Origin of the sequence: Nocardia sp. CY41, from assembly GCF_009829325.1 — a bacterium.
Lineage (GTDB): Bacteria > Actinomycetota > Actinomycetes > Mycobacteriales > Mycobacteriaceae > Nocardia.
This window is the reverse complement of record NZ_VUOS01000050.1, coordinates 1-20,639: the sequence shown is the minus strand read 5'-3', so window position 1 is coordinate 20,639 and position 20,639 is coordinate 1. Positions and strand designations below refer to the sequence as shown.

The window sequence follows — 20,639 nt, the reverse complement described above, 5'->3', positions numbered from 1 at the left end:
ACACCAGTACCGCCGCCTGGCCACCCGCTGGGAACGACGCACCGACATCCACCAAGGATTCCTCGACCTCGCCGCCGCCCTCATCTGCTGGCGAAGACTCCGCAACCGAACCTGATAGGCGCTCTTATCGCAGCTTCTCCGCTATTGCAGAGGACAATGGATAAGATTCTGAAGGACGGGTGGCGGATCGAATTCGGCGAATTGGACGAGGATAGAGATTCAACCATCCACCGCGGCCACCGCAACACAGGTCTAACCTACGTGGATGCAAAGGAAATCATCCTCGACGAGGACCTGAAAAGTGATCCGCAAAAACTGGTGGGTGTGCTTGCCCATGAGATAGGCCATGCCAGCAAAGGGTGGAAGATCGAGATTGAACCCCCGACGGAAGATATGACAAGGGAGGAGTGGATAGACGCTGCCCTCAGGGAACGATTTTTGGATGAGGCGGATGCGCAAATATTCAGATTTGGGGTAGTGAGGGAGATTCTTGAAAACTCTGATGCCGCGGCGCCACTACCTCTCCTCGGTAGTTTCGAGTCCCTGAGGCAGTATCATTACTATACCGGGTTGGAATACCCTTACGGCGTCCTCCCAAGTCGCCAGCAAGTGCGCCGTGACATTTCCGAAACGATGTTCAGTGGCGGGTGGTACGATGCCTATTATCCGATGTATCGCAAAGAGTGGGATGATTGGGAATCCCTCCGGTAGCTGCGCTGGACCTGGCTTGGCGTGCAGCAGCACCCGGACCTGGCGGCGATCGATCGCACCGGCACCGCATATCGGTTGGTGCGGACGGTGACTTGGGAATATTTGTCGACCTGGGGTGTGAACCAGCGCCCGGGCCGAGCAGCTAAAAGTTGATGCGTCGCTGATCCGTTCGTGCGGCAAGCGAGCCCAACCCGCACCGAGCATCTGCGGCTGGTCGCACAGTTCCTGGGCTGGCGGCTGGCGGGTTCGATAGAGTTGAAGGAGTTGGACGAATTCTTGTTGGCGCGGGCGATGGAGCGCGATTCACCGATGCTGTTGTTCCGGCGGGGGTGTGAGTATGCTATCGGCCAGGGTGGTCCGGCGGAGCCCGGACACTGTTGTCCGCAGGGTCGTGCAAGCCCGCGAGCAGGCACAGCGCGAGACCTATGACCGGCTATCGCACCAGCTGACCGCGCAGCACTGCGTGGAGCTGGACGGGTTGCTGGGGAGGTGTAGATCGGGATGTCTCGGCTGCGATGATTGTCGACCGGCCCGGTGGAGGCGTCGGCGGCCGCGGTGCGCAACGAGGTCGAGAAGCTGGGTTTCCTGCGTGACTTGGGCGCGGACAGCCTGGACATGTCGGTGCTTCCGGCGGAACGTCGCCGGTTCCTGGTGACGCTGGGGCGGCGGCTGACCGCGCAGGCACTGGAACGCCGCGATCCGCAACGGCGGTATCCGATCCTGTTGACGGTGGTGGCGCAATCGGCGGTCGATGTGCTCGATGAGGTGGTGGCACTGTTCGATCAGGCGCTGTCGGCGAAGTTCAGTACCGCTGAGAACCGGATGAAAAACGAACTCGCCGAGCGGGGGCACGACCGGAGAGGACCGGCAGGCGCTGCTGGATGATCTGCTCACGATTCTCACCGACCCGCAGATACCTGAATGAGGACATCGGAGGGTTGATCCGGGGCGAGGGCATCGGGTGGGAGCGGCTGCGTGCCGCGATCGCCCAGGCCCGGCCGCGGCTGCCGCGTGATCACGGGCACCTGGCTGCCCTGGATGCGTTGTATCGTATCTGCGGCGGTTCACTCCGGCGGTGTTGTCGGCGGTGCGGTTCGTCGGCGGCACCTCGGCGACGGAGCTGCTGGTCGCGGTGGACATGTTGCGCAAGCTGAACGCGACCGGCCGCCGGAAGGTGTTCGACGAGGCGCCGACCGGGTTCGTGCCGACCAAGTGGCGTGGATATCTGGAGCAGGCCCGCAAGACCGGCAATGCCGTGGCTGCCGGCATTTTTGGGAGCTGTGTGTGCTGGTCGGACTGCGGGACGGGCTACCACCGGGGACGTGTTCGTCCCCGGGTCGCGGCGCTACGCCGACCGGGCGCCTATCTACTCACCCGCGAACAGTGGGAGCCTCAGCGCGCCGAATTCTGCCGTCTGGTCGACCAACCGGACGATCCGGCTCACGCGCTAGCCGCCATCGTCGACGAGTGGGGGTGAGGCGGTCGGCGAGCTGGAGAAGGTCCTGGCCACCGGCGACGGCCCGGTCCGCCCTGGACGAGGCCGGTGATCTGGTGATCTCGCCGCTGACGGCCGAAGACATCCTGTCCGAAGCGACGGCGCTCAGAGCCGAACTGACCGAGATGCTGCCGTTCGCGCCGAACGTGTCACTACTGATCGAGCTGGACAAACGCACCGGCTACCTGGACTGCTTCACCCACGCCGGCGGCAAGCAAGCAGCCCCGAATTGAAACGCAACCTGATCGCGGTCCTTTTGGCCCACTGCACCAACCACGGACTGACGAACATGGCCGAAGCATCCGGTATCTCCTATGGACATCGTTCGATCTGCTCGGCATGCAGCTCTCACCCCGCATCCGGGACCTTGGCCGGATCACGCTGTACCGGCCGGGCCCGCGCGCCGCCGCCGAGGCACGGTTCCCGCATGCGGGGCCGCTGCTGACCCGCAAGCTGAACCTTGACCTGATCGCCGAGCACTACGACGACCTACTGCGACTGGCCGGATCACTGATTTCGGGCACGCCACCGCGTCGCTGTGGGTCGGCAAGCTGTCCGCCTCGACCCGTCAGAACGCGTTGGCCGCGGCGCTCAAGGAATACGGCGCGATGCGGCGGGCCATCTACGCCGCGCGTTACCTGTCGGATCCGGATTATCGGCGCAAGATCTCCCGCCAACTCAACAAGGGCGAGTCCATCCACGCGCTCATTGGGACTCAAACGCTACGTCATCCGCGAGGTCTATCGCCTGCTCCGTCCCACGCCACGACCACCCCTCACAGCGATTTGACAACTATAGGAGCGTCAACGCGATGATCGAATTCCTCTGGAGCAGAATGCAAATCGAGTTGCTGGACTGCAAGAAGTGGAAGACCTCCACCGAGCTGGCCAACGCGATATTCGACTACATAGAGATCTTCCATAACCGGCAACGCCGACATTCCAGTCTCGGATGGCTCACTCCCACAGAGTTCGAGAAGGCCAACCGGCACCTACAATCGGTGTCCTGATTATCACAACCGGGCGACAGATACCCAGGACAGCCCAGCTTTGGTTTCAGACCCGTGACGGTTCACACCCAGAGAGACCTTGTGGGAGCGGGGGATGTCCGGCCAGGATGCGGTTCAGCTCGACGCGTAACGGGGCTGTCGGAACTTGCCCGCCCGCGGTCGGTAGTTCGGTGAGGATCCGCCCGGCCAGTTCGCGTAGTCGCACGTTGGTGTGCTGCGAGCAGGACCGTAGCAGCGCGAACGCTTGAAGACGAGCCTCTTTCCTACTCAGATCGTTGCTGTGCCAGACATCTCGGCGAAGCTTTCCCTCTCCCGCCTCGCTTCGGTTCATCCTCGTCGTCGGGTGTCGCCGCTGCTTTCTAACAGTTGTGTCCGGCAGAGTGGTGTACCAGCGACTTGGCAGCGACCGTATGAGCGTGTCGTAGCCGGATAGTGAGCGGTCACCGCGTGATCCTTCTTGAACCGCCAAGCTCAACGAAGGAGAAGTCACGCGATGACCAGGATTCAGCCTATCGACCCGGGCAAGCCGTTCGCCGAGCAACTCGCCGCAACCAGCCCTGACCTGCTGCGGGAGATGTTGTCGACGTTCGTGCAGTCGCTGATGAGCGCCGAGGCCGACGCGATGTGCGGTGCTGATTACGGCGAACGCAGCGAGCGCAGGGTCAACTCCCGCAATGGGTATCGACACCGCGATTTCAACACCCGTGTGGGACGATCGACGTCGCGATCCCGTAACTCCGTCAAGACAGCTACTTTCCGGACTGGCTGCTCCAACGTCGCAAACGCGCCGAACGGGCGCTCACCTCGGTGGTCGCGACCTGCTACCTGCTCGGCGTGTCGACCCGCCGGATGGAGAAACTCGTCGAATCCCTCGGCATCACCTCGTTGTCGAAATCGCAGGTATCGATGATGGCCCGCGACCTCGACGCTCAGGTCGAGGCTTTCCGGACCCGCCCCCTCGACCAGGGCCCGTACACGTTCGTCGCCGCCGACGCACTGGTGCTGAAAGTACGCGAGAACGGGCGTGTGGTGAACGTGCACTGCCTGGTCGCGACCGGTGTCAATGCCGATGGCTATCGCGAAATCCTCGGCATCCAAGTCAGCACCGGTGAGGACGGCGCCGGCTGGCTGGCGTTCTTCCGCGACCTGCTCGCCCGCGGCCTCTCGGGCGTGCAGTTGGTCACCTCCGACGCGCACGCGGGCCTGGTTGCCGCCATCGGCGCGACTCTGCCCGGCGCGTCCTGGCAGCATTGCCGCACCCACTACACCGTCAACCTGATGAGCGTCTGCCCGAAAAGCTCCTGGCCGTGGGTGCGGACACTGCTGCACTCGGTCTTCGACCAAGCCGACACCGAATCGGTTGCCGCTCAACACGATCGGATGCTCGATGCGCTGACCGAGAAGCTCCCGAAAGTCGCCGCCCACCTTGACGCCGCGCGAGCGGACCTGCTGGCGTTCACCGCGTTCCCGAAACAGATCTGGCGCCAGATCTGGTCCAACAACCCCCAAGAACGGCTCAACAAGGAAATCCGTCGCCGCACCGATGTCGTCGGCATCTTTCCCGACCGGCAAGCCATCATCCGCCTCGTCGGTGCCGTTCTGGCCGAACAACACGACGAATGGATCGAAGGCCGCCGCTACCTCGGACTCGACGTCCTGGCCCGATCCCGCTCAACCACCACGACCGACGCCGACGAACAGGAGGAAACCACCCCAGCAGCACTCACCGCCTGACCCATAACAGGATCACCGGTGACCGCCCCACTTACACCACGCCCACGGACTTGAACGGTCTTGGTGAACTGTTTGAGCAGCCCGTTCGGCCCGGTCAGGGACAAGCCTTGTTCCTTGGCCATCCGCACCAACTCCGCCGCCGCCAGCTGTTCGGCCGACGCCTCGGCCTTCTCCCTCGCCACGGCACCAAGTGTCGTCATCACGGCACCTTCCCGCTGAACATCGTTCAGCGCGTCAAGCCGCAAACACCGTTAGATCCACAGTCCCTGACGTTGGTGACGCCGGTGTGGAGGCGGCTGGCTGGTGGCCGGTTTCCGGCGGCGGAGTGGGGTCGATGGTAGTTGTAGTGGATGTTCCAGACCCCCAGGGCGTCGGCGCGTTGGGTTTCGCTGGTCCACTCGCGGGCGTAGAGGAATTCCTCGGCCAAGATCCGGTGGTAGCGTTCGACCTTGCCGTTGTGTCGTGGCGTGTAGGGCGTGATGCGCTGATGGCGGGCTCCGAGCAGCACCTTCGAGAAATCGGTCGCCCGGTAGCAGGCGCCGTTATCGGTGACGATCCGCTGGATGTGGTTGATGCCGTGCGCGGCGAAGAACGCTCTGGCCCGGAAAACGAACCCGATCGCGGTGATGGCTTTCTCGTCGGGGAGGGCTTCGGTGTAGGCGAGTCGGGAGAAGCCGTCGACCGCGGTGTGCAGGTACACGTAGCCGGTGCGGGTGCCGCTTTTCTTCGTGCGGGCGACGGCCTTGTCTTGGCCGGAGCCCTTGCCATGCACCCGCCAGCCGCCGCCGTTAGGAATGCGTCCGACCTTCTTGACGTCGATATGCACCATGTGACCGGGACGGTTCGCGATGATGCGGCGCGGTGCCCGGTTCGATGCACCGGCGGGGTCGAGAAACCGCCGCCGGTTCAATCCCAGCCGGTGCAGGTGGCGGCTGACCGTGCGTACCGAGATCGACGTGCCTTCAGTGCGCAGTTCGGTGGCGATGCGTCGTGCCGACCATTTGCGCGCACGCCGCAGCTGTTGGATCCGCACGATCGTCTGGGCTGGTATCGCTGTCGGTGACCGGTGCGGCACCGAGGATCGGTCGAGCAGGCCCAGCTCCCCGAACCGGCGAAACCTGTTGACCCACTTGCTCGCACACTGGCGTGACAGACCCATCTCGGCGGCGACATGAGCGATCGGCCGCACCTGGCACCGTTGCACGAGCCGGTAGCGGCCCTCGACGGTCAGCGGAGCATTACGGTGAATCACGGCGGTTCTTTCGGCTTGCGGCGGACGTGGGAGTTGGCGCTTCACATCCTGCCGCCGAAAGAACCGCCCCTCAGCTCACCACCACTCCCACCGCGTCACCAACGTCACGACCCGCAACAGCTAACTGATCACGAAACCACTGCGATATAAGTGGAAACTAAATCAGGAGCTGTAGCCTGAATTGCTATTTTTTACTATATCAGTGGCAGGGAAGGAGACACCGGGAAGATGACGGGCAGATCGGTCAGCGCCCGATGGAATGGACCAGATCGCCATGTCAGCTCATCAGCCGGAACAGCCAGCCGAATCTCGGGCAACGCATCGAGCAGTTGGTCGATGGCGTCTTGGGCGATGAGGTATGCCAGTGAACTTGCAGGGCAGACGTGTGGCCCGCCGCCGAAAGCTAGATGCGCACGATTGCCTCCGTATCGATTCGTACCGATCGTAGGGTCGGTGTTGCACGCAGCCATACTGATCACCACCGGTTGGTTGGCAGGCAGCCAAACGTCATTGATCAAGATCGGCTGTTTTGGGAAGCTGAAGCAAAAGTTTGCCATCGGCGGATCGTTGAACAAAACCTCGTCGAGAGCGTCGCGGGTTGACAAGCTCCCACCCAAGACACTGCCGCCGAACCGCTCATCGGTAAGAATCAGCCTCAAAGTGTTGACGATCAAATTCTGCTGCGGCTCGATACCTGCCCCGTAAATCGTGCCGACCTGGTGCACCAATTCAGTATCGCTCAAACCGGCCGGATGTCGCAGCAACCGCGTCGTCACGTCAGCGCCAGGTTGAATTCGCTTGAGGTGGATCAATTCGAGCAGAGCATCCATCACAAGCCTGTTCCCGCGCTCCGCCTCGACACCCTCGAACATAGCGGCCATCCCTGTCGCTGCACGCTGCGCGATTTCGTCTGGGCAACCGAGCAACGCGTTTAGCACAGCGAAAGCAACCGGAAACGCATACTGACTGACGAGATCTGCAGAACCGTTCGCGCAGAAAGCATTGATCAGCGGAACCGCAATCTTAGCCACGGTGTCATGTACGACGTGTTGATCGACTTCGTCGAGGCCTGCGATGGTGGCCTGCCGATAGCGCTCGTGCGCGGCACCGTCGTTACGTCGCGCATTCGGCCGCCACTGCATCAACGGGAGAACAGGGCAGTCCGTCGGAACACTCTGCTGCCATGTACGCGGATCCGCTGGGAAGTGCCCCGGGTCATTGAAAATTCGCACTGCCATGTAGTAGCTGATCACAAGCGTGGCGGGTACGTTCGGCGCCAGCTCGACTGGCACCAATGACCCGTACTGTTCGCGCATCTCGCGATAGGCAGCATGCGGATCGGCCGCAAAGGACAGGGAATACAGAGGAATTCGCGGGCCTTCGGTTTCGATCGGAGCACTATGTGGCACGCCACCGGTTGGGTTGTCAGACATCCTCATCGGGGGTTAGTGTCCACCCCAACCGCCGGTCCATCAACTATTACCGCGCGGCGATCACGCAACAGCCCCGGCCGTGATCGCTGTGTAGTCGACACCCGAGCTGATCTTGGTCGCTCAGCCATCGGGAATGCGATGCCGTGCATCCGCAGGATAATCTCATTTCGCCGACAGCAACGAAAACTTTGTGGATATACCGCATTATCAACGCCAACGTGCGGCTCGCCGTACACGCGCCGACCTCTGATTAAGAACCGCATTGTCAACCCCGATCTGCGTACAGCCTGAGGCCAGTTGAATGAAAGTGTTGGAAATTATTCTTGTCGGCCGGATATGGATTCGACAAGTGGTATCTAAGCCGGGCTTGGTACTCGGAGGGTGTAAGCCCACTGAAAGTTCGAAAATCTCGATTGAAGTGCGACTGGTCCGAGTAGCCGCAATCGGCGGCGACTCGACGCAAGATCGATCGCGGTTGCTCACACAGCTGACGGCGAGCGCGATCGAAACGGATGATGCGCGCAGCAATCTTCGGCGGGAGACCTATCTGTTCCGTGAATTTAGCAATGAGGTGCTTGTGACTCCACCCCACGCCTTCGGCGATCTGCCGGATGGGCACAACCCCTCCGGCCTCCACCAGCATTCTCCAGGCGTGGACGATTTGTGGGGATGCACTTCGGCCGCGCCCAACGCGATCGAGAAGGTAGCGATCGACGAGGTGGAATCGGCCGGACCATGTCGGCTCGTCGCAGATACTGTCCACGAGCTCGCGACCTCGAATTCCGGCCACAGCGTTCAGATCGATCAATCGACCGGCTGATTCTATACTGGCAGTATCAAGCAAGCTATGAGCTTCAAGTGGGTGAAGCCAAACCTCGAGGTATGAGGAAGTGCACGAACATTTCATCAAAGATGGCGTAGCTTTCGGTCCCCGGACGAAGCCAATGGAGTGGCAGTTGGTCTTTCCCAACGCAAAAACCACCTGGACTGCAGTGGTGGCGTGCAGAATAACGGGGCCGGCACAAGATCCTCCATGTGCTGCATAGTTACGCATGACCATGGAAGTGAGTCGAGTATGTGGAATCCCGGTAGCCTGCGGCGACCGGAATTCCTCCGGTTCGGGATGGCGTGCTTGCAATTTCCTGCTCACGATGAACAAATTTCCACTTTATTTAGCGGCTCGAACATCGCGGGCGACTTGCCGAGGTGAAGTTTCGCAATGGCTCGCGCGAAGGGTGATTCGGCACCGCGACGAGATCGTCCCACGAGACCTGTCGTCATCTATCCCATCTCTGTGTTCACCGACGCTTTCAAATTTCTTTCGGCTTCGAATAGTTTACTGCGGTCTTTTAGCTGGCTGCGGTCTTTTAGCTGGCATCGACTGAACGAGATACGAGTCACGATTCGACTCAGGAGTTCGAGGAGCTCGCGCCTGAGTCGGAATTGCAACATCTATCCGCACGACAAAACCATGGGCACCCTGTTGCCGATCTCCGTTCGAGGCCATCTCTGCACTCTCTGGCGGTTGCCGTGCGAGTCCATCGAACCTGTCATTTCTTCGGCTGCCGTAGCCGGCAGACCATAAGAACAGGAAACCCAAAACATTTGCAGTTGGACCGTAAATCCACGCGTGCCGGCTCAACCATGAAATGGCGACGAAGAACGATACGCCTCTTTAGTGCATCCCCAACTCAACGTAACGTCAACCCGCGGACTTCTCCACATGGCGGACAGCAGTTAACTGGGCAGTCGATCACTGCAGCCTTCGCGCCCATGCGGCAGCCGAGAAGCGCCGTGCAAACTGATGTCACATCGGTTGTAAGATGCATGCCTGGTGCAGTGGAGCATCTGTGGTGCATGAGTATCATCATGGTGCAGATCGCATCTTCAAGTCAAACCAGGCGGGAGTCAGCGAGGGCTGCGCTCGAAGATGTGAGTTGGTGTGGTGCTCCTTCGAACTGGACGCTGGCTTCGAGAGTGTTGATGTCGCGCTATGGCAAACCTCAGCGACGAGATGAGAGGGGCGCGACCGCCTTCCGCTGCCTTGTCCCTGGGACCTGCCCCCTCCGGTGAGGTCTGGGTGGGTGGGAGTCTTTGTAGCCCACTTGGTGGGCGCGAGGCTCATTGAAGTGATGGCGACACGGAAGCGGCGTACCGCTGAATAGGTGGTTCGGAAGTTGACTGAGGCTGATCGGCTTCTGGCTGGCGGTAACGATGTGGCCGAGGTGTGCCAGGCCCTGCAAGTGAACCGTCACGGGTTCGGGACGGGCTTCCGGTTTAGACCAGCGCCGGACGGCGTGGTGGTTGTTGAGCGTAGTAGGCGCTCTCGTATTCGGCGGGGGTCAGGTAGTCCAGCCGGGAGTGCAGTCGGACGTTGTTGTGCTAGTCGACCCATTCCATGAGCGAGTACTCGACCTCGGCGAGGTTTTGAACGGCCCTTGCCGGTTGACGACCTCGGTCTTGAACAGCCTGATGATCGACTCGTCCAACGCGTTGTCATACGCATCACCGACCGATCCGATAGATACCAAGAGTCCCGTGCGGAGCAAGAGATTCGGTGAATTTCCCGAGGTGTATTGAGCAGGTTCAACTGGTGGAAGCAGCATCCGAGGTCAGGAGGGTGTTGTGGGAAGGCCGTCGAATCGGGTCTGGGAGCTCGCGGGTCGTGCTCCGATGCGGTCGCGGGGCATTTCGGGCACCAACGAGCGGTGGAGCGTCCGTTCTGGGACCAGATCGCCGAAGGTGATCTGCCGACGGAATGTGCTGTGGCGGTCGGTGTCTCGCCGGTCGTCGGGACGAGGTGGTTCCGTGATGCTGGCGGGATGTCGCCGTATTCGTGGGGCCCTCCCCCAGGCCGGTTCTTGACGTTCGCCGAACGGGAGGAGATCGCGGTGCTGCGCGCCCGAGGCAACGGTGTCCGGCAGATCGCTGCGGCGCTGGGGCGTAGCCCGTCGAGTATCTCGCGCGAACTGCGGCGCAATGCCGCGACCAGAAGCGGAAAGCTCGACTATCGCGCGTCAGTTGCCCAGTGGAAAGCCGAGTTGTTCGCCCGGCACCCGTAGACCGCCAAACTGGTGACCAACCCCCCCGCCTGCGCAACTACGTCCAGCAGCGATTGGCCGGGCAGATCACAGGGCCCGAGGGAGCCGCCGTGGCCAGCCCCCATACTGGCGCGTGGACCGGCAGGAACAAGCCCCATCGCGCTGATCGCCGATGGGTGCAGGCGTGGAACCCGGAGTAGATCTCCAAGCGTCTGAAGATCCACTACCCCGACGACCTGTCGATGCGGATCAGCCATGAAGCGATCTACCAGGCGTTTTATATCGAAGGGCGTGGAGCGCTCGAGCGTGAGTTTATCTTGTGCCTGCGCACCGGGCGGTCGCTGCCGGATGCCCCGAGCACGATCGAAGCGTGCGGCCTGAGCGCACGTCACCGCGCGGACGCTGCTGCGTGAACGACCGCCGGAGGCCGAGGACCGGGCGGTGCCCGGCCACTGGGAAGGCGACCTCATCATCGGTACGGACCGTTCTGCGGTCGGCACTGTTGTCGAGCGGTCGACGCGGTTCGCATTGCTCATCCACTTGCCACGCGAGCGGTGACCCACTTGGTGTGCTTGGCCGCTGCGGTGAACTGGCGGTTCAGCACGTTGTCGGCCGCCTGGCCAACCTCGCCCCGGAAGGAGTTGTATCTCCGCCGACGGCGCACAGGGCATTGCAGGCCGAGCGTGCGCATCAGTTTCAGAACGGTCTTCTTCGAGACCCGCCATCCGCGACGCAGCAGGATCGCAAGGATGCGCCGGTGCCCGTATGCGCGTCTTGCCTCTTCAAAGGCTTGACCGATCGCTTCTTTCAGCTCGGCATGCCGATCCGCGCGGGCGATTCTGTTCCGGTGGTCGTAGAACGTTGACCGGGGAAGGTGCGCGATCTGCAGCAAGAGCGACAGCGGGTACTGCGCCTTGAGGTCTTCGACGGCTTGAACCTTCAGCGTCGTTCTTGTGACTTCAAGGCCCGCAATTTTCCCAGGTAAGCGACCTCTGCGCGCAACCGCTCGTTCTCTTTGCGCAGCGTCTCGGATCTCGTTCTGCGGTGCAGGGGTTCCGCGATCGGTCGGGGGGCCGGCCGCGTCTCCTCGATCGCAGCCCGTCTTCTCCCTCGCGTCGATAGGTAGTCGTCCAGTTGGCGACGGCGCTGGGCGAGGGGAGCCCGTATTCCTCGGCGAGAGCCCGTCCCGACTAGCCCTAAACATGACGGAGCACGATCTCGAGCTTGGTCCCGAAGTCGTACTGCCTGCGTTCCCTCGTCACCAGCGCGTCCCGTCCTCTCAGTTGCCATCGCTGGTACAACATTTGAACGGGGTTTGGGGCCAGGTCAAGCGACAAGGACGCGGACTTCGCGGTGAAGCCTTGTTCAAACAGTTCGACGGCCGAGACGGCGTCGGCCTGACTCAACGTGCTTCCGGAGTACATCGGCCTGCTCTCCTGAAGATGGACACTTACTTACGTGTCCAACTTCTGGACCCCGCTCCACTTCTCAGACAATACTTTCCGAAGTAGCCGACCTCTCTCGGTGGAGTGCAGAAGACCTCGCCGCAGTCGCCCACGCGCTCAAAACCGCCACCGTCGAAACAACCGCGGCGGGTACGCCATCGCAAACATGACGATAGACGCCCTTCGCTACCTTTATCGTCACGCGGCCGATCGTACTGGTGGGCCATACGCTCCCGTGCGGTCTGCACATGTTGCTGGGCTGGCGCTGAGCATCGCCCACGGCACCCCCGTCGACCTGCGAGCCACATTGTCCGGGGGGACTGTCGGGTAACGGCGGATCTGACCCCGGTGTTGGTTAGTTTCCGGTCGGGGTGATCCGGCCTTCGAAGGTGACAGCGAACGCGTTGAGTGCGGGCTTCCACCTCATCGCCCATCGTGCCCGGCCGCGTCCGGTGGGGTCCAGCGAGCGGGTCACCAGATACAGGCACTTCAGTGCTGCCTGCACGGTCGGGAAATGCCCGCGCGCCCGCACCGCCCTGCGATAGCGGGCGTTGAGGGACTCGATGGCGTTGGTTGAGCAGATGACCCGCCTTATCTCGACGTCGTAGTCGAGAAAGGGCACGAACTCACTCCACGCGTTCTCCCACATCTGACGATCGCCGGATACCGTGGCCCCTACCTTGTGGCGAACTCACCGAACCGCTCCTTTGCTGCGGCCTCGGTCGGCGCGGTGTACACCGGCTTGAGGTCACGGCTCAGCGGCTACCTCGCCGTGGAAGTCGCCAGCGGAGTCCTCAGCAGCCTCGTCATCACGCTGTCGGTCTATGCGCTCATGTTACGACCGAGGTCAGCGCCTCCTTCACGAACTCCACCCGCACACCCTTCCCGGTCAAGGTGCGCACCAGCCGGCGCAGATCATCCAGGTTGCGGGCCAGGCGGTCCATGGAGTGCACGATCACCCTGTCACCGTCACGCACGAACCCGATCAGCTCCTCCAGCCACGGGCGGGCGGTGTCCTTCCCGGAGGCGGTGTCGATGAAGGTGCGTTCGACGGCGATCCCGTCGAGCTGCCGCACGGTGTTCTGGTCGACCGTACTCACCCTGATATACCCCACACGCATAGCAGATCCCTCCGAGACTCGATATGTCGAGTTGAAGTCCAAGACTCAGGCGGACATACCCCCAGACATAGAAGAATGGACCCCATTCTGACGCTTTTCGGCCCGGTCACGGACGTAGTGCTGGGGGAGGTCGGACCGACACCCTTCGACCCGCCTCGGTAACCGAAGACCTGCTGGCCCGACACGAGGCCACTTTGCGGCTCGGGCCGGCTTCGGAATTCCGGGACCATGCCATGTGCGCACCCACATCACGCGAACCGAGGCCACCCGCCCAAGCGGCCGAGGGTGGGTCACCGACGGATTCGGCCGTCCCGGATCCGGTGGTTTCGGGCCAGCGGTCTACGTTCGGGTCTTATCCAGGTGTCTCGGCTCGGGGCGGCCTGTCCGGCTTCGGCACGCCGACCCACGGCTCCGCGCGGCCTTGCGTCGACCCGACTCTGCCCACCGTACCCCCGACCGGACCGCAGTCCGATCGCGTGAGCGCATCGCTTATCCATTGCTGCAGCCCGTCGGCAAACCTCGGCCGAACCCGGCAGCTGCCGGATCGCTGCGTAGCAGAGCGGGCAGGAGATTCGAAATCGCCGGGCAGATCGTCTTCGGGGTTGCGCCACCGGACAGGCCGAAAATACCCTGTGCGCCTATCGATGACCGGTACAACGTCTAGCGCATCCAGAAGAAGCCATGATGAACGAGACAGTAGGTGCTGTGGGCACCGAGACGATCCGTACCAATCGGAATTTTTTGCTGTTGTGGTCGGGCAATGCCGTGTCGTTGATCGGGGTTCACGGGGCGCGGATCGCCTATCCGTTGCTGGTTTTGGCGTTGACCGGGTCGCCGGTGCATGCAGGTTGGATCGGCTTCGCGGTTAACGCTCCGGGGATGTTGTTTCCGCTTCCGGCGGGTGTTGTGGCCGACTACGGCGATCGGAGGCGGGTGCTTGTTCGCTGCCAGGTGGTCGCCGCGGCCGCGGCCGCGGCGGCCTGCGTATTCGCGATACAACCGGATTCGCAGTGGGTATGGGTCCTATACGTGGCGGCGTTTGTAGAGACGTCGACGGGAGTGTTCTACGGCGCGAGCGAGTTCGGCGCGGCGCGGGATGTGGTGCCGGTTGCGCAGCGGCCCACCGCGATGTCGATGCTGGAAGCGCTACAGCCACTGGCGATCCTGATCGGCCGAGGAACCGGCACGGCGCTGCTCGGTATCGCCCGCTGGCTACCGTTCGCCATAGACGCGGTGACGAGCGTGATCTGTTTGGTGACGCTGCGCGAGCTGCGGATCGGGACGCCGACTCCGCCGCCTCGTGACCACGTCGACCGCGGCGTAAGAGCCCTGGCCGGGCGCGTGGTTGCAGGCCTACGGGTGGTGTGGCGAGATCCGTTCCTGCGCAGCACTACTCCGGTGATCGCCGTATCGAATGTTGTGGTGCAGATCACGTTGCTGCAGATCATGGTCGGACTGCAAGAAGACGGGCAGCCTGTATGGATGGTCGGGGTGGTCCTGGCGGCGACCGGCCTGGTCGGTGTGCCCGCGGCGTGGGTGGCGTCGCGACTGGTGGGCAGGGTGGCGACGCAGCAGGTGTACCGGACCGCGCTATGGAGCTGGACAGCACTACTCATCCCACTCACCTTCACTGCCAACCCCATTGCGCTCTCGGCCTGCTGGGGCGGCATCGGCGTGGTAGGCATCGTAAACAACGTCGCCCTGGCGATGTACCGGTTGGAACGTGTCCCGGACGACACACTGGGCCGAGCGACCGCCGGCGTCATCCTGGTAACCACCGCCGGAGCAGCGCTCGGAGCTCCCATCGCGGGCTATCTGCTACGCGGGTTCGGGACCTGGGGCACTTCGGTGGTCGCGCTTGCGCTCATGGCGGCATCGGCGTTGTGCGGCACCATGATAGATATTCATCAGCAGCGGGAAGTGCGCACCATCTCGGGACTTAGAATTCAGTAATGTCCGCCTCGATCGAATCAGACATCTCATCAACGGTACTGGCGCTCTCCGACGGCATCGGTACTCCGGTAGCTGTCGCGGGATTGTGGTCCTCGATGTTGCGGACGCGTGCGGCGCTGCTCGCAATGCTGGTCGCCGCAGGGCGTCGGCCCGACCTCGAGCCTGCCGGATTGAGCGAGGCGTACCAAGTCCTATGCGAGCTGCAGCGAGAGGATCCCGCACTGTTCGAGAACCTTCTCGGCCACCCTCATCTCGGTACCTGGCTGGCCCGTACGTTGCAGCGCATTACGACCGAACCAGATGAGCCGTCCGGCATCCCACTGTGGGCGGACTGTGGCTATCTGGGTTGGTTGGCTGCGTCCGGAGTGATCGCCTGCCGGGACAGCGGCTCTATGCTGCTGGTGGTGCGGCGCGGTGTGGTTGCACTTCCGGGGCTGGGAGTAGCCAGTATCGGAGCCGACGACGAGTTCTGTCACGCCCGGTTGAGCCGGCGTGCCGGCAAGGAATGGGTGCTGGAATCAGCAGACGGCAACACAGTGGTGATCGTCACCTCTACGGACCGCTCCGCAGGCGAGTGGAAGATTTTGAGGCGTATTCGGGCGGGTAAGGGGGATGTGCTGCTTGACGACGTCGACCCGTTCCGCGATATATCGTCCCACGTCCTTCCATCGTCTGGTCTGACCGAGGCCCAGACCAGACGATGGAAGGACAACACACACGCCGCGATCGAGCTCATCAGCAATACACTTCCCGACTACTGGGCAGCGATGCGGGAATGCCTGCGCGTGGTCGCGCCGTTGAGTGTGCAGCCGCGCCAGGACGGCACCAGCCACAGCTCGGTCACCGGTCAGGGCTGTGTCTACACCACCGCCGCAGCGGACCCGTGCCAACTCGCCGAAACTCTCGTGCACGAGATACAGCACACCAAATTCACGCTGCTGACCGACGTGCACAACCTTTTTCTTGCTGATCCCGAATGCCGTTTCTATGCACCGTGGCGCGACGACCCGCGCCCTGTCTACGGTCTGCTCCATGGAATCTATGCGTTCTTCGGGGTCGCCGATTTCTGGCGGGTGCATCGACACAGCATGTGCCACCGTACGGTCGGCTCACGTATCTCCTTCGCTCTGCGACGTTCTCAGTTGAAGACTGCGCTCGATCAGGTCTTCGCTTCTGGGCTGCTCACGGCCGACGGCGAACGTTTCTTCCGCCGTTTGGAAGCGGCGATGCAGCCGTGGTACGCCGAGGAGGTCGGTCATGACGCCGAATCTCTCGTCGCAGAATCGTCCGCTGCCCATCGGGCGTTTTGGCTCGTCCGCAACCGAGTCCCGAATCCCGAGGCCGTCGATGCGTTGGCCACCTCACTGCGAAACAACGAAGAAGTCGACTCGATTCCCGAATCCGTGCCAGCCGAACAGGACCGTATCCCGGAACATCATCGTCGGCTTGCGCTCACCGCCCAGATGGCCGCGGTTGCGTCCGGTAGGTCGCATGGGCCGCGGTTGAGCGAGCGGCCGGTCGGAGACGATCCCCGCGCGGCCGGCAAACTGTCGGAAGCAGCGAGGCTGTATACGGCAGAGTTGGCCCACGATCCAGTTCGCCCACAGCTGTGGGCGGGGCTGGCGATCACTCTTCCGCATCTTTATCCGGATACGGACTTCACGGCGCTTCGTGAACACACCGATGTTCTGGCGCACGTATGCCGTGCCTTGTCTGTCACCGAACCAGCACAGATCGCGAACCTGGCAAAGCGTTTCGCCATGGCGGGAGGAGGGTGTGACACAGAAGAGTAATTAAACAGAAAGCACAGAGCTCGTTTCATACAATGGACTGGTTGCTCTGCCAGACGAGCCTATCGGTCGCTCGACTCCTCCGAACGCTGGTAACTTGCCGATCTCGACAAGGCCCGGCATTCGGTTGAGTCATGTCGAGATGGGCGCTCGATATCGTGTCGCCCTGCAGGCGACCCGATGCCCATGTCCACGACCAAGGCCAGATGGCGTAGACCGCCTCGTGCACCTAACCAAGGAGCTTTCATGGATCACCCCCTTGCCCCGTTGCCGTCGTTGGCGGAGCTCGAGAATGCAGAGTTCCAGCGCATGCAGCAAGAGGCATCGCCCGCGCTGCGCCGGGCCATCGAACGGATTCACAACTCCTCCGCCATAAGCGGGTCGATGCTTCAGGGCTTTTGCTCGTTCATCGACGGGGACCTGTTCGACCAGTAGCCGCCTGTCGCGCCTGCGAACCGGTTTTCGCAGGCGCACAGACCCACCGAGACCGTGACACCGGATCAATCGCGACTCCCCCAACACCCGCTCGCTGCCTACCTCGACCTGTCCAGCACCCACGGTCCGCTGCAGGCACAAATCGTGGCCGACCTCGGTTACCGATTCACCGTGGGCGAGGCGTTACCGTCCTATCAGACCGTAACCTCGGCCGACCTGCGGGTACTGATCTCCCTGGATGCCCAGAAGCTGCCCTACCTGGAAGACCCCCGCACGCTGCCGCCCGACGAACGCACTCCGCCGTGGCAGTGCCTGTGCGAGAACCTCGATGCCTGGGAGGACCTGCCCGCCCAGACCCGCTTGCGCACGGTACAGATCGTGGCCAAGCTCGGCTTCTGGCAAATCGTCGCGGATCTCGCGGGAGATGCGCGCATGACAGTGCCCGCAACGTCGCGGCCGATGGCGCATCTGAGCGCATTGGCGCAACTCCGCACGGGAGGCGACACGCAACGAGCGAATCACCGGATCGCCTGGCTGGCCGAGCAGAAGGCGGCGGATGAAAGCCTTTCACCCGCCGCGAGGCTTTCGGCCGCGATCAACCTGACGGTACATTACGCGCGGACCGAGGGGCTCGGTGCGCAATGCACGCGGTGGCAGTCCGCGGCAAAGAATCTCGCGGACACGGTCCCGACGTCCGCAATGGGTGGAGTGCTGGGCAGCGCTTACTGGCGGGGCATGAGTCTGCTGTCCTTCCTGGCACACGACTATCGTGGTACGGCATCGCTGCTGGAGCGGGCCGAGGACTGTGCTCGCAACGCTGTCGGTGCGGCGAGCCCGGACCGACTGTTGGCGGCGCAGGAGAATCTGCAGACGGTGCTGGACACGCGCGGACGCGCGGCGTGGACCTCAGGCGACCTCGACCGCGCCGAGTCCTACTTCTGCGAGGCAGTAGAACTCGACCCCCACAGCTCGATGACGCACGTACGGTTGGGCGACTTCCTGACCGACATCGGTCAGTTCGAGCGGGCCCTAGCCCAATTCTCCCGAGCCGCCGAACTGGGCGCACCGTGCACTCAGTATGCGCGCGCTCGCTCAGTCATGCTCGAATCCGGTGGGCGACCGCCAGCCAGGCCTTGACGTCCACCAAACCGCTCCCGGGCCAGCCCTTGGCCTGCGCCCGCGCCGCGATAGCCGCAGTGACCCGGCCGCGGTAGCGGGCAACGCGCAGCGCTTCGAGCTCCCAACCGGCCCGATACTCGAACGCCTCGGTCAACGCGGTGTTCATGTTCGCGCCGAGACACAACACCACGACCGTGCCACCGACGCGGCACACCGCGCCGAGCCACTCGATGTAACGGGCACGGGCTACGGTATCGAAGGTATGGAACAGCGCGCTGTCGAGCACCGTGTCGTATCGAGGCTCCGGATCGATGTGCAGGACATCGGCCACCAAAAACCGTGCCTGCGACAATTTCCGCCGTACCGCGAGCCTCTGGGCGAGGGTTACCGCGTGAGCGGAGACATCGACCCCCAACACCTCACACCCGGATTCGGCCAGAAACAGCGCGTTGTCGCCGCTCCCACAGCCGACATCGAGCACCTTGCCCCGGATTGTGCCGGCCCGGGTCAACTCGACGACGGTCGGTTGCGGTTCGTCGATGACCCAAGGCGGTGATTGCAGATACTGCCGATCCCACTGAGCCGCCGAGTCGTTGTCGGTCACGCGGACTCCAGGTCCGCTCGCACGGACGCAGCGATGTGGGTGATCAGCTTCAACAGGTCGGCGCAGTAGACCGAAGGATTGAGAAAACCCGTACCCGGATGATAGCGGTGCACATAGTGACCGCCGCCGCATACCGTGTGCACCGGACAGCCACGGCACGCTTCGCTCAGAGCTTCGATGCCGATCTGCCTGGCGACCACGGCCGGCAGATCCACCGCTTCGTCGAGCAGATTACCTTTGTACGACAGCACCATACGGGCCGCGCCATGATAAGCGGACTTGAGTTCGTCCACCTGTTCGAGCCTACCGTCGGTCTCGAACACGGCCAGCTGCATCGGCGCCAGACCGACCGACTCACAACCGCCCAACCCGCCCAAAAGCAGCTCGAGTACGCTGTCGAACAGCCGGATGTGCGTCTCCACAACGGGCGCGTGATACCAGCGGTCGAAAATCGAGATCAACCAATCCGCATACGGCGTCGCCGACCCGTCCAGCGGCAAGCGCGGCGGCGGCGCGGTCCAATTGCCGTGCGGCAATAGAAAGTCGATCACCGGCGGAGAGAAAGCCAGCAGAGCCTCGTAGGTCTCGACCGGATCGTTGGCGACATCGACGGTGCACAACAACCCGGAAAAGAGCCGCCGCGGCGCGGCGGTCAAGCGTTCGAGCCCCGCGACGACGCGGGCATGACTACCCACGCCTCTGCGGTCCTTGCGGTGCCGGTCATGGGCGATTCGATCACCATCGATGCTGACGCCCAAACGGATATCGAGTGCGTCACAGATGCGCAGGAACTCGTCGTCCAGCAGCACGGCATTGGTCTGCATACCCAACTTCACCGCAGCGACCGGCTCGATGATACGCCGCGCATCAGTGGCGTAAGTCTCCAGCCGGCGATGACCGACCATGAGCGGTTCACCGCCATGGAACACCAAGCTGACCTGCGGTACGCCGAACCTCTGTGCGTGCTCGGCGATCATGCCACAAGAACGGCGGAAAACCTCGTGCGCCATGGTTTTCGGCTGTTCACGCCAGCTTTGATCGGCCGACTCGTACACGTAGCAGTAGTCACACGCCAAATTGCACCGGCTGTGTATTTTGACCACGAACTCACGAAACGGCAACGCCGCGAACCCCTGTGTCCGCAACTGCTCGACATCCAACCCCACCTCGGGCCACTGTGGTGCCATCCCACAACGCTAACGCACGCAGAACTGGGGTATTCCCACTATCAGGGGTTCCGGGGACTGTGGATTTATGGTTGCTTCTGGCCTGGTTCGCTGACTGGATGTTCAGCGGGAGGGTGCCGTGATGACGACACTTGGTGCCGTGGCGAGGGAGAAGGCCGAGGCGTCGGCCGAACAGCTGGCGGCGGCGGGGTTGGTGCGGATGGCAAGGAACAAGGCTTGTCCCTGACCGGGCCGAACGGGCTGCTCAAACAGTTCACCAAGACCGTTCTCGAGACGGCGTTGAACGAGGAGATGACCGAGCACCTGGGAT

The 20,639-nt window shown here is 62.7% G+C and carries 15 protein-coding genes and 9 pseudogenes; 14 read left to right on the top strand and 10 right to left on the bottom strand.

Going from position 1 to position 20,639, the window contains the following annotated elements:
• The first annotated feature begins 156 nt into the window (after positions 1–156).
• From GVY64_RS34670 to GVY64_RS34655, 8 genes and pseudogenes are all read left to right on the top strand, one after another.
• The gene (locus GVY64_RS34670) at positions 157–711 is read left to right on the top strand and encodes a hypothetical protein (protein ID WP_159850577.1); all 555 of its coding nucleotides are present in this window, start codon (positions 157–159) and stop codon (positions 709–711) included.
• A 171-nt stretch (positions 712–882) separates the two neighbouring features.
• Positions 883–1,140 carry a DUF4158 domain-containing protein gene (locus tag GVY64_RS39315; protein WP_236567489.1) on the top strand — a complete coding sequence of 86 codons (258 nt, stop codon included), beginning with the start codon at positions 883–885 and terminating at the stop codon, positions 1,138–1,140.
• Between the two features lie 90 nt (positions 1,141–1,230).
• Positions 1,231–1,596: a hypothetical protein gene (locus GVY64_RS39310; protein ID WP_236567488.1), complete on the top strand. Its 366-nt coding sequence runs from the start codon at positions 1,231–1,233 to the stop codon at positions 1,594–1,596.
• A gap of 190 nt (positions 1,597–1,786) precedes the next feature.
• Positions 1,787–2,188, top strand: a complete 402-nt coding sequence (locus GVY64_RS39305; protein ID WP_236567487.1) for a hypothetical protein — start codon at positions 1,787–1,789, stop codon at positions 2,186–2,188.
• Positions 2,179–2,439 carry a hypothetical protein gene (locus tag GVY64_RS39300; RefSeq protein WP_236567486.1) on the top strand — a complete coding sequence of 87 codons (261 nt, stop codon included), beginning with the start codon at positions 2,179–2,181 and terminating at the stop codon, positions 2,437–2,439. The genes GVY64_RS39305 and GVY64_RS39300 overlap by 10 nt, the downstream gene beginning before the upstream one ends.
• Positions 2,435–3,021: pseudogene (locus GVY64_RS39295) on the top strand (Tn3 family transposase). Before GVY64_RS39300 ends, GVY64_RS39295 begins: the two are co-directional and overlap by 5 nt.
• Positions 3,012–3,215, top strand: a pseudogene (locus GVY64_RS34660) (IS3 family transposase); the annotation flags it as partial. The pseudogenes GVY64_RS39295 and GVY64_RS34660, both read left to right, overlap by 10 nt.
• Positions 3,216–3,708: 493 nt before the next feature.
• A pseudogene (locus GVY64_RS34655) lies at positions 3,709–4,949 on the top strand (IS256 family transposase).
• A 53-nt stretch (positions 4,950–5,002) separates the two neighbouring features.
• Here the strand turns inward: GVY64_RS34655 and GVY64_RS34650 are convergent.
• From GVY64_RS34650 to GVY64_RS39290, 4 genes and pseudogenes are all read right to left on the bottom strand, one after another.
• Positions 5,003–5,152, bottom strand: a pseudogene (locus tag GVY64_RS34650) (IS256 family transposase); the annotation flags it as partial.
• A gap of 23 nt (positions 5,153–5,175) precedes the next feature.
• Positions 5,176–6,201 carry an IS481 family transposase gene (locus GVY64_RS34645; RefSeq protein ID WP_159850573.1) on the bottom strand — a complete coding sequence of 342 codons (1,026 nt, stop codon included), beginning with the start codon at positions 6,199–6,201 and terminating at the stop codon, positions 5,176–5,178.
• 194 nt (positions 6,202–6,395) lie between these two features.
• Entirely contained in the window at positions 6,396–7,634 is a 1,239-nt protein-coding gene (locus tag GVY64_RS34640; RefSeq protein WP_159850579.1) for a cytochrome P450, read from the bottom strand.
• 265 nt (positions 7,635–7,899) lie between these two features.
• The gene (locus GVY64_RS39290; protein WP_442939676.1) at positions 7,900–8,277 is read right to left on the bottom strand and encodes a helix-turn-helix domain-containing protein; all 378 of its coding nucleotides are present in this window, start codon (positions 8,275–8,277) and stop codon (positions 7,900–7,902) included.
• A gap of 2,030 nt (positions 8,278–10,307) precedes the next feature.
• Between GVY64_RS39290 and GVY64_RS38305 the strand changes: the two are divergent.
• Positions 10,308–11,224, top strand: a pseudogene (locus GVY64_RS38305) (IS30 family transposase); the annotation flags it as partial.
• Here GVY64_RS38305 and GVY64_RS39285 read toward each other — a convergent pair.
• From GVY64_RS39285 to GVY64_RS34605, 4 genes and pseudogenes are all read right to left on the bottom strand, one after another.
• The gene (locus GVY64_RS39285) at positions 11,208–11,567 is read right to left on the bottom strand and encodes an IS3 family transposase (protein ID WP_159850565.1); all 360 of its coding nucleotides are present in this window, start codon (positions 11,565–11,567) and stop codon (positions 11,208–11,210) included. The pseudogene GVY64_RS38305 and the gene GVY64_RS39285 overlap by 17 nt on opposite strands.
• A gap of 67 nt (positions 11,568–11,634) precedes the next feature.
• Positions 11,635–11,847 (bottom strand): annotated as a pseudogene (locus tag GVY64_RS39280) (helix-turn-helix domain-containing protein); the annotation flags it as partial.
• A gap of 628 nt (positions 11,848–12,475) precedes the next feature.
• A pseudogene (locus GVY64_RS34610) lies at positions 12,476–12,879 on the bottom strand (transposase); the annotation flags it as partial.
• An 86-nt stretch (positions 12,880–12,965) separates the two neighbouring features.
• Positions 12,966–13,241: pseudogene (locus GVY64_RS34605) on the bottom strand (recombinase family protein); the annotation flags it as partial.
• A gap of 705 nt (positions 13,242–13,946) precedes the next feature.
• Here GVY64_RS34605 and GVY64_RS34600 point away from each other — a divergent pair.
• The 4 genes from GVY64_RS34600 (at position 13,947) to GVY64_RS34585 (ending at position 18,556) form a co-directional block, all read left to right on the top strand.
• The gene (locus tag GVY64_RS34600; RefSeq protein WP_159850563.1) at positions 13,947–15,194 is read left to right on the top strand and encodes an MFS transporter; all 1,248 of its coding nucleotides are present in this window, start codon (positions 13,947–13,949) and stop codon (positions 15,192–15,194) included.
• Positions 15,194–16,987, top strand: a complete 1,794-nt coding sequence (locus GVY64_RS34595) for an HEXXH motif domain-containing protein (RefSeq protein WP_159850561.1) — start codon at positions 15,194–15,196, stop codon at positions 16,985–16,987. Before GVY64_RS34600 ends, GVY64_RS34595 begins: the two co-directional genes overlap by 1 nt.
• A gap of 243 nt (positions 16,988–17,230) precedes the next feature.
• Positions 17,231–17,419 carry a hypothetical protein gene (locus GVY64_RS34590; RefSeq protein WP_159850559.1) on the top strand — a complete coding sequence of 63 codons (189 nt, stop codon included), beginning with the start codon at positions 17,231–17,233 and terminating at the stop codon, positions 17,417–17,419.
• Between the two features lie 54 nt (positions 17,420–17,473).
• Positions 17,474–18,556, top strand: coding sequence for a tetratricopeptide repeat protein (locus tag GVY64_RS34585; protein ID WP_159850557.1), 1,083 nt, complete (start codon positions 17,474–17,476; stop codon positions 18,554–18,556).
• On the opposite strand, the gene GVY64_RS34580 is transcribed toward GVY64_RS34585, so the two are convergent.
• Positions 18,516–19,142, bottom strand: a complete 627-nt coding sequence (locus GVY64_RS34580; RefSeq protein WP_159850555.1) for a class I SAM-dependent methyltransferase — start codon at positions 19,140–19,142, stop codon at positions 18,516–18,518. The two genes, GVY64_RS34585 and GVY64_RS34580, sit on opposite strands and share 41 nt — an antisense overlap.
• Positions 19,139–20,329 carry an FxsB family cyclophane-forming radical SAM/SPASM peptide maturase gene (locus GVY64_RS34575; protein WP_159850553.1) on the bottom strand — a complete coding sequence of 397 codons (1,191 nt, stop codon included), beginning with the start codon at positions 20,327–20,329 and terminating at the stop codon, positions 19,139–19,141. The genes GVY64_RS34580 and GVY64_RS34575 overlap by 4 nt, the downstream gene beginning before the upstream one ends.
• 118 nt (positions 20,330–20,447) lie before the next feature.
• Here GVY64_RS34575 and GVY64_RS34570 point away from each other — a divergent pair.
• Positions 20,448–20,639: pseudogene (locus GVY64_RS34570) on the top strand (IS256 family transposase); the annotation flags it as partial.

Bases quoted from the DNA above. Each gene is read 5' to 3' on its own strand.
- GVY64_RS34590 (WP_159850559.1), top strand. From the start codon at position 17,231: ATGGATCACCCCCTTGCCCCGTTGCCGTCGTTGGCGGAGCTCGAGAAT.
- GVY64_RS34670 (WP_159850577.1), top strand. From the start codon at position 157: ATGGATAAGATTCTGAAGGACGGGTGGCGGATCGAATTCGGCGAATTG.
- GVY64_RS39290 (WP_442939676.1), bottom strand. From the start codon at position 8,277: ATGCTGGTGGAGGCCGGAGGGGTTGTGCCCATCCGGCAGATCGCCGAA.
- GVY64_RS34595 (WP_159850561.1), top strand. From the start codon at position 15,194: ATGTCCGCCTCGATCGAATCAGACATCTCATCAACGGTACTGGCGCTC.
- GVY64_RS34640 (WP_159850579.1), bottom strand. From the start codon at position 7,634: ATGTCTGACAACCCAACCGGTGGCGTGCCACATAGTGCTCCGATCGAA.
- GVY64_RS34575 (WP_159850553.1), bottom strand. From the start codon at position 20,329: ATGGCACCACAGTGGCCCGAGGTGGGGTTGGATGTCGAGCAGTTGCGG.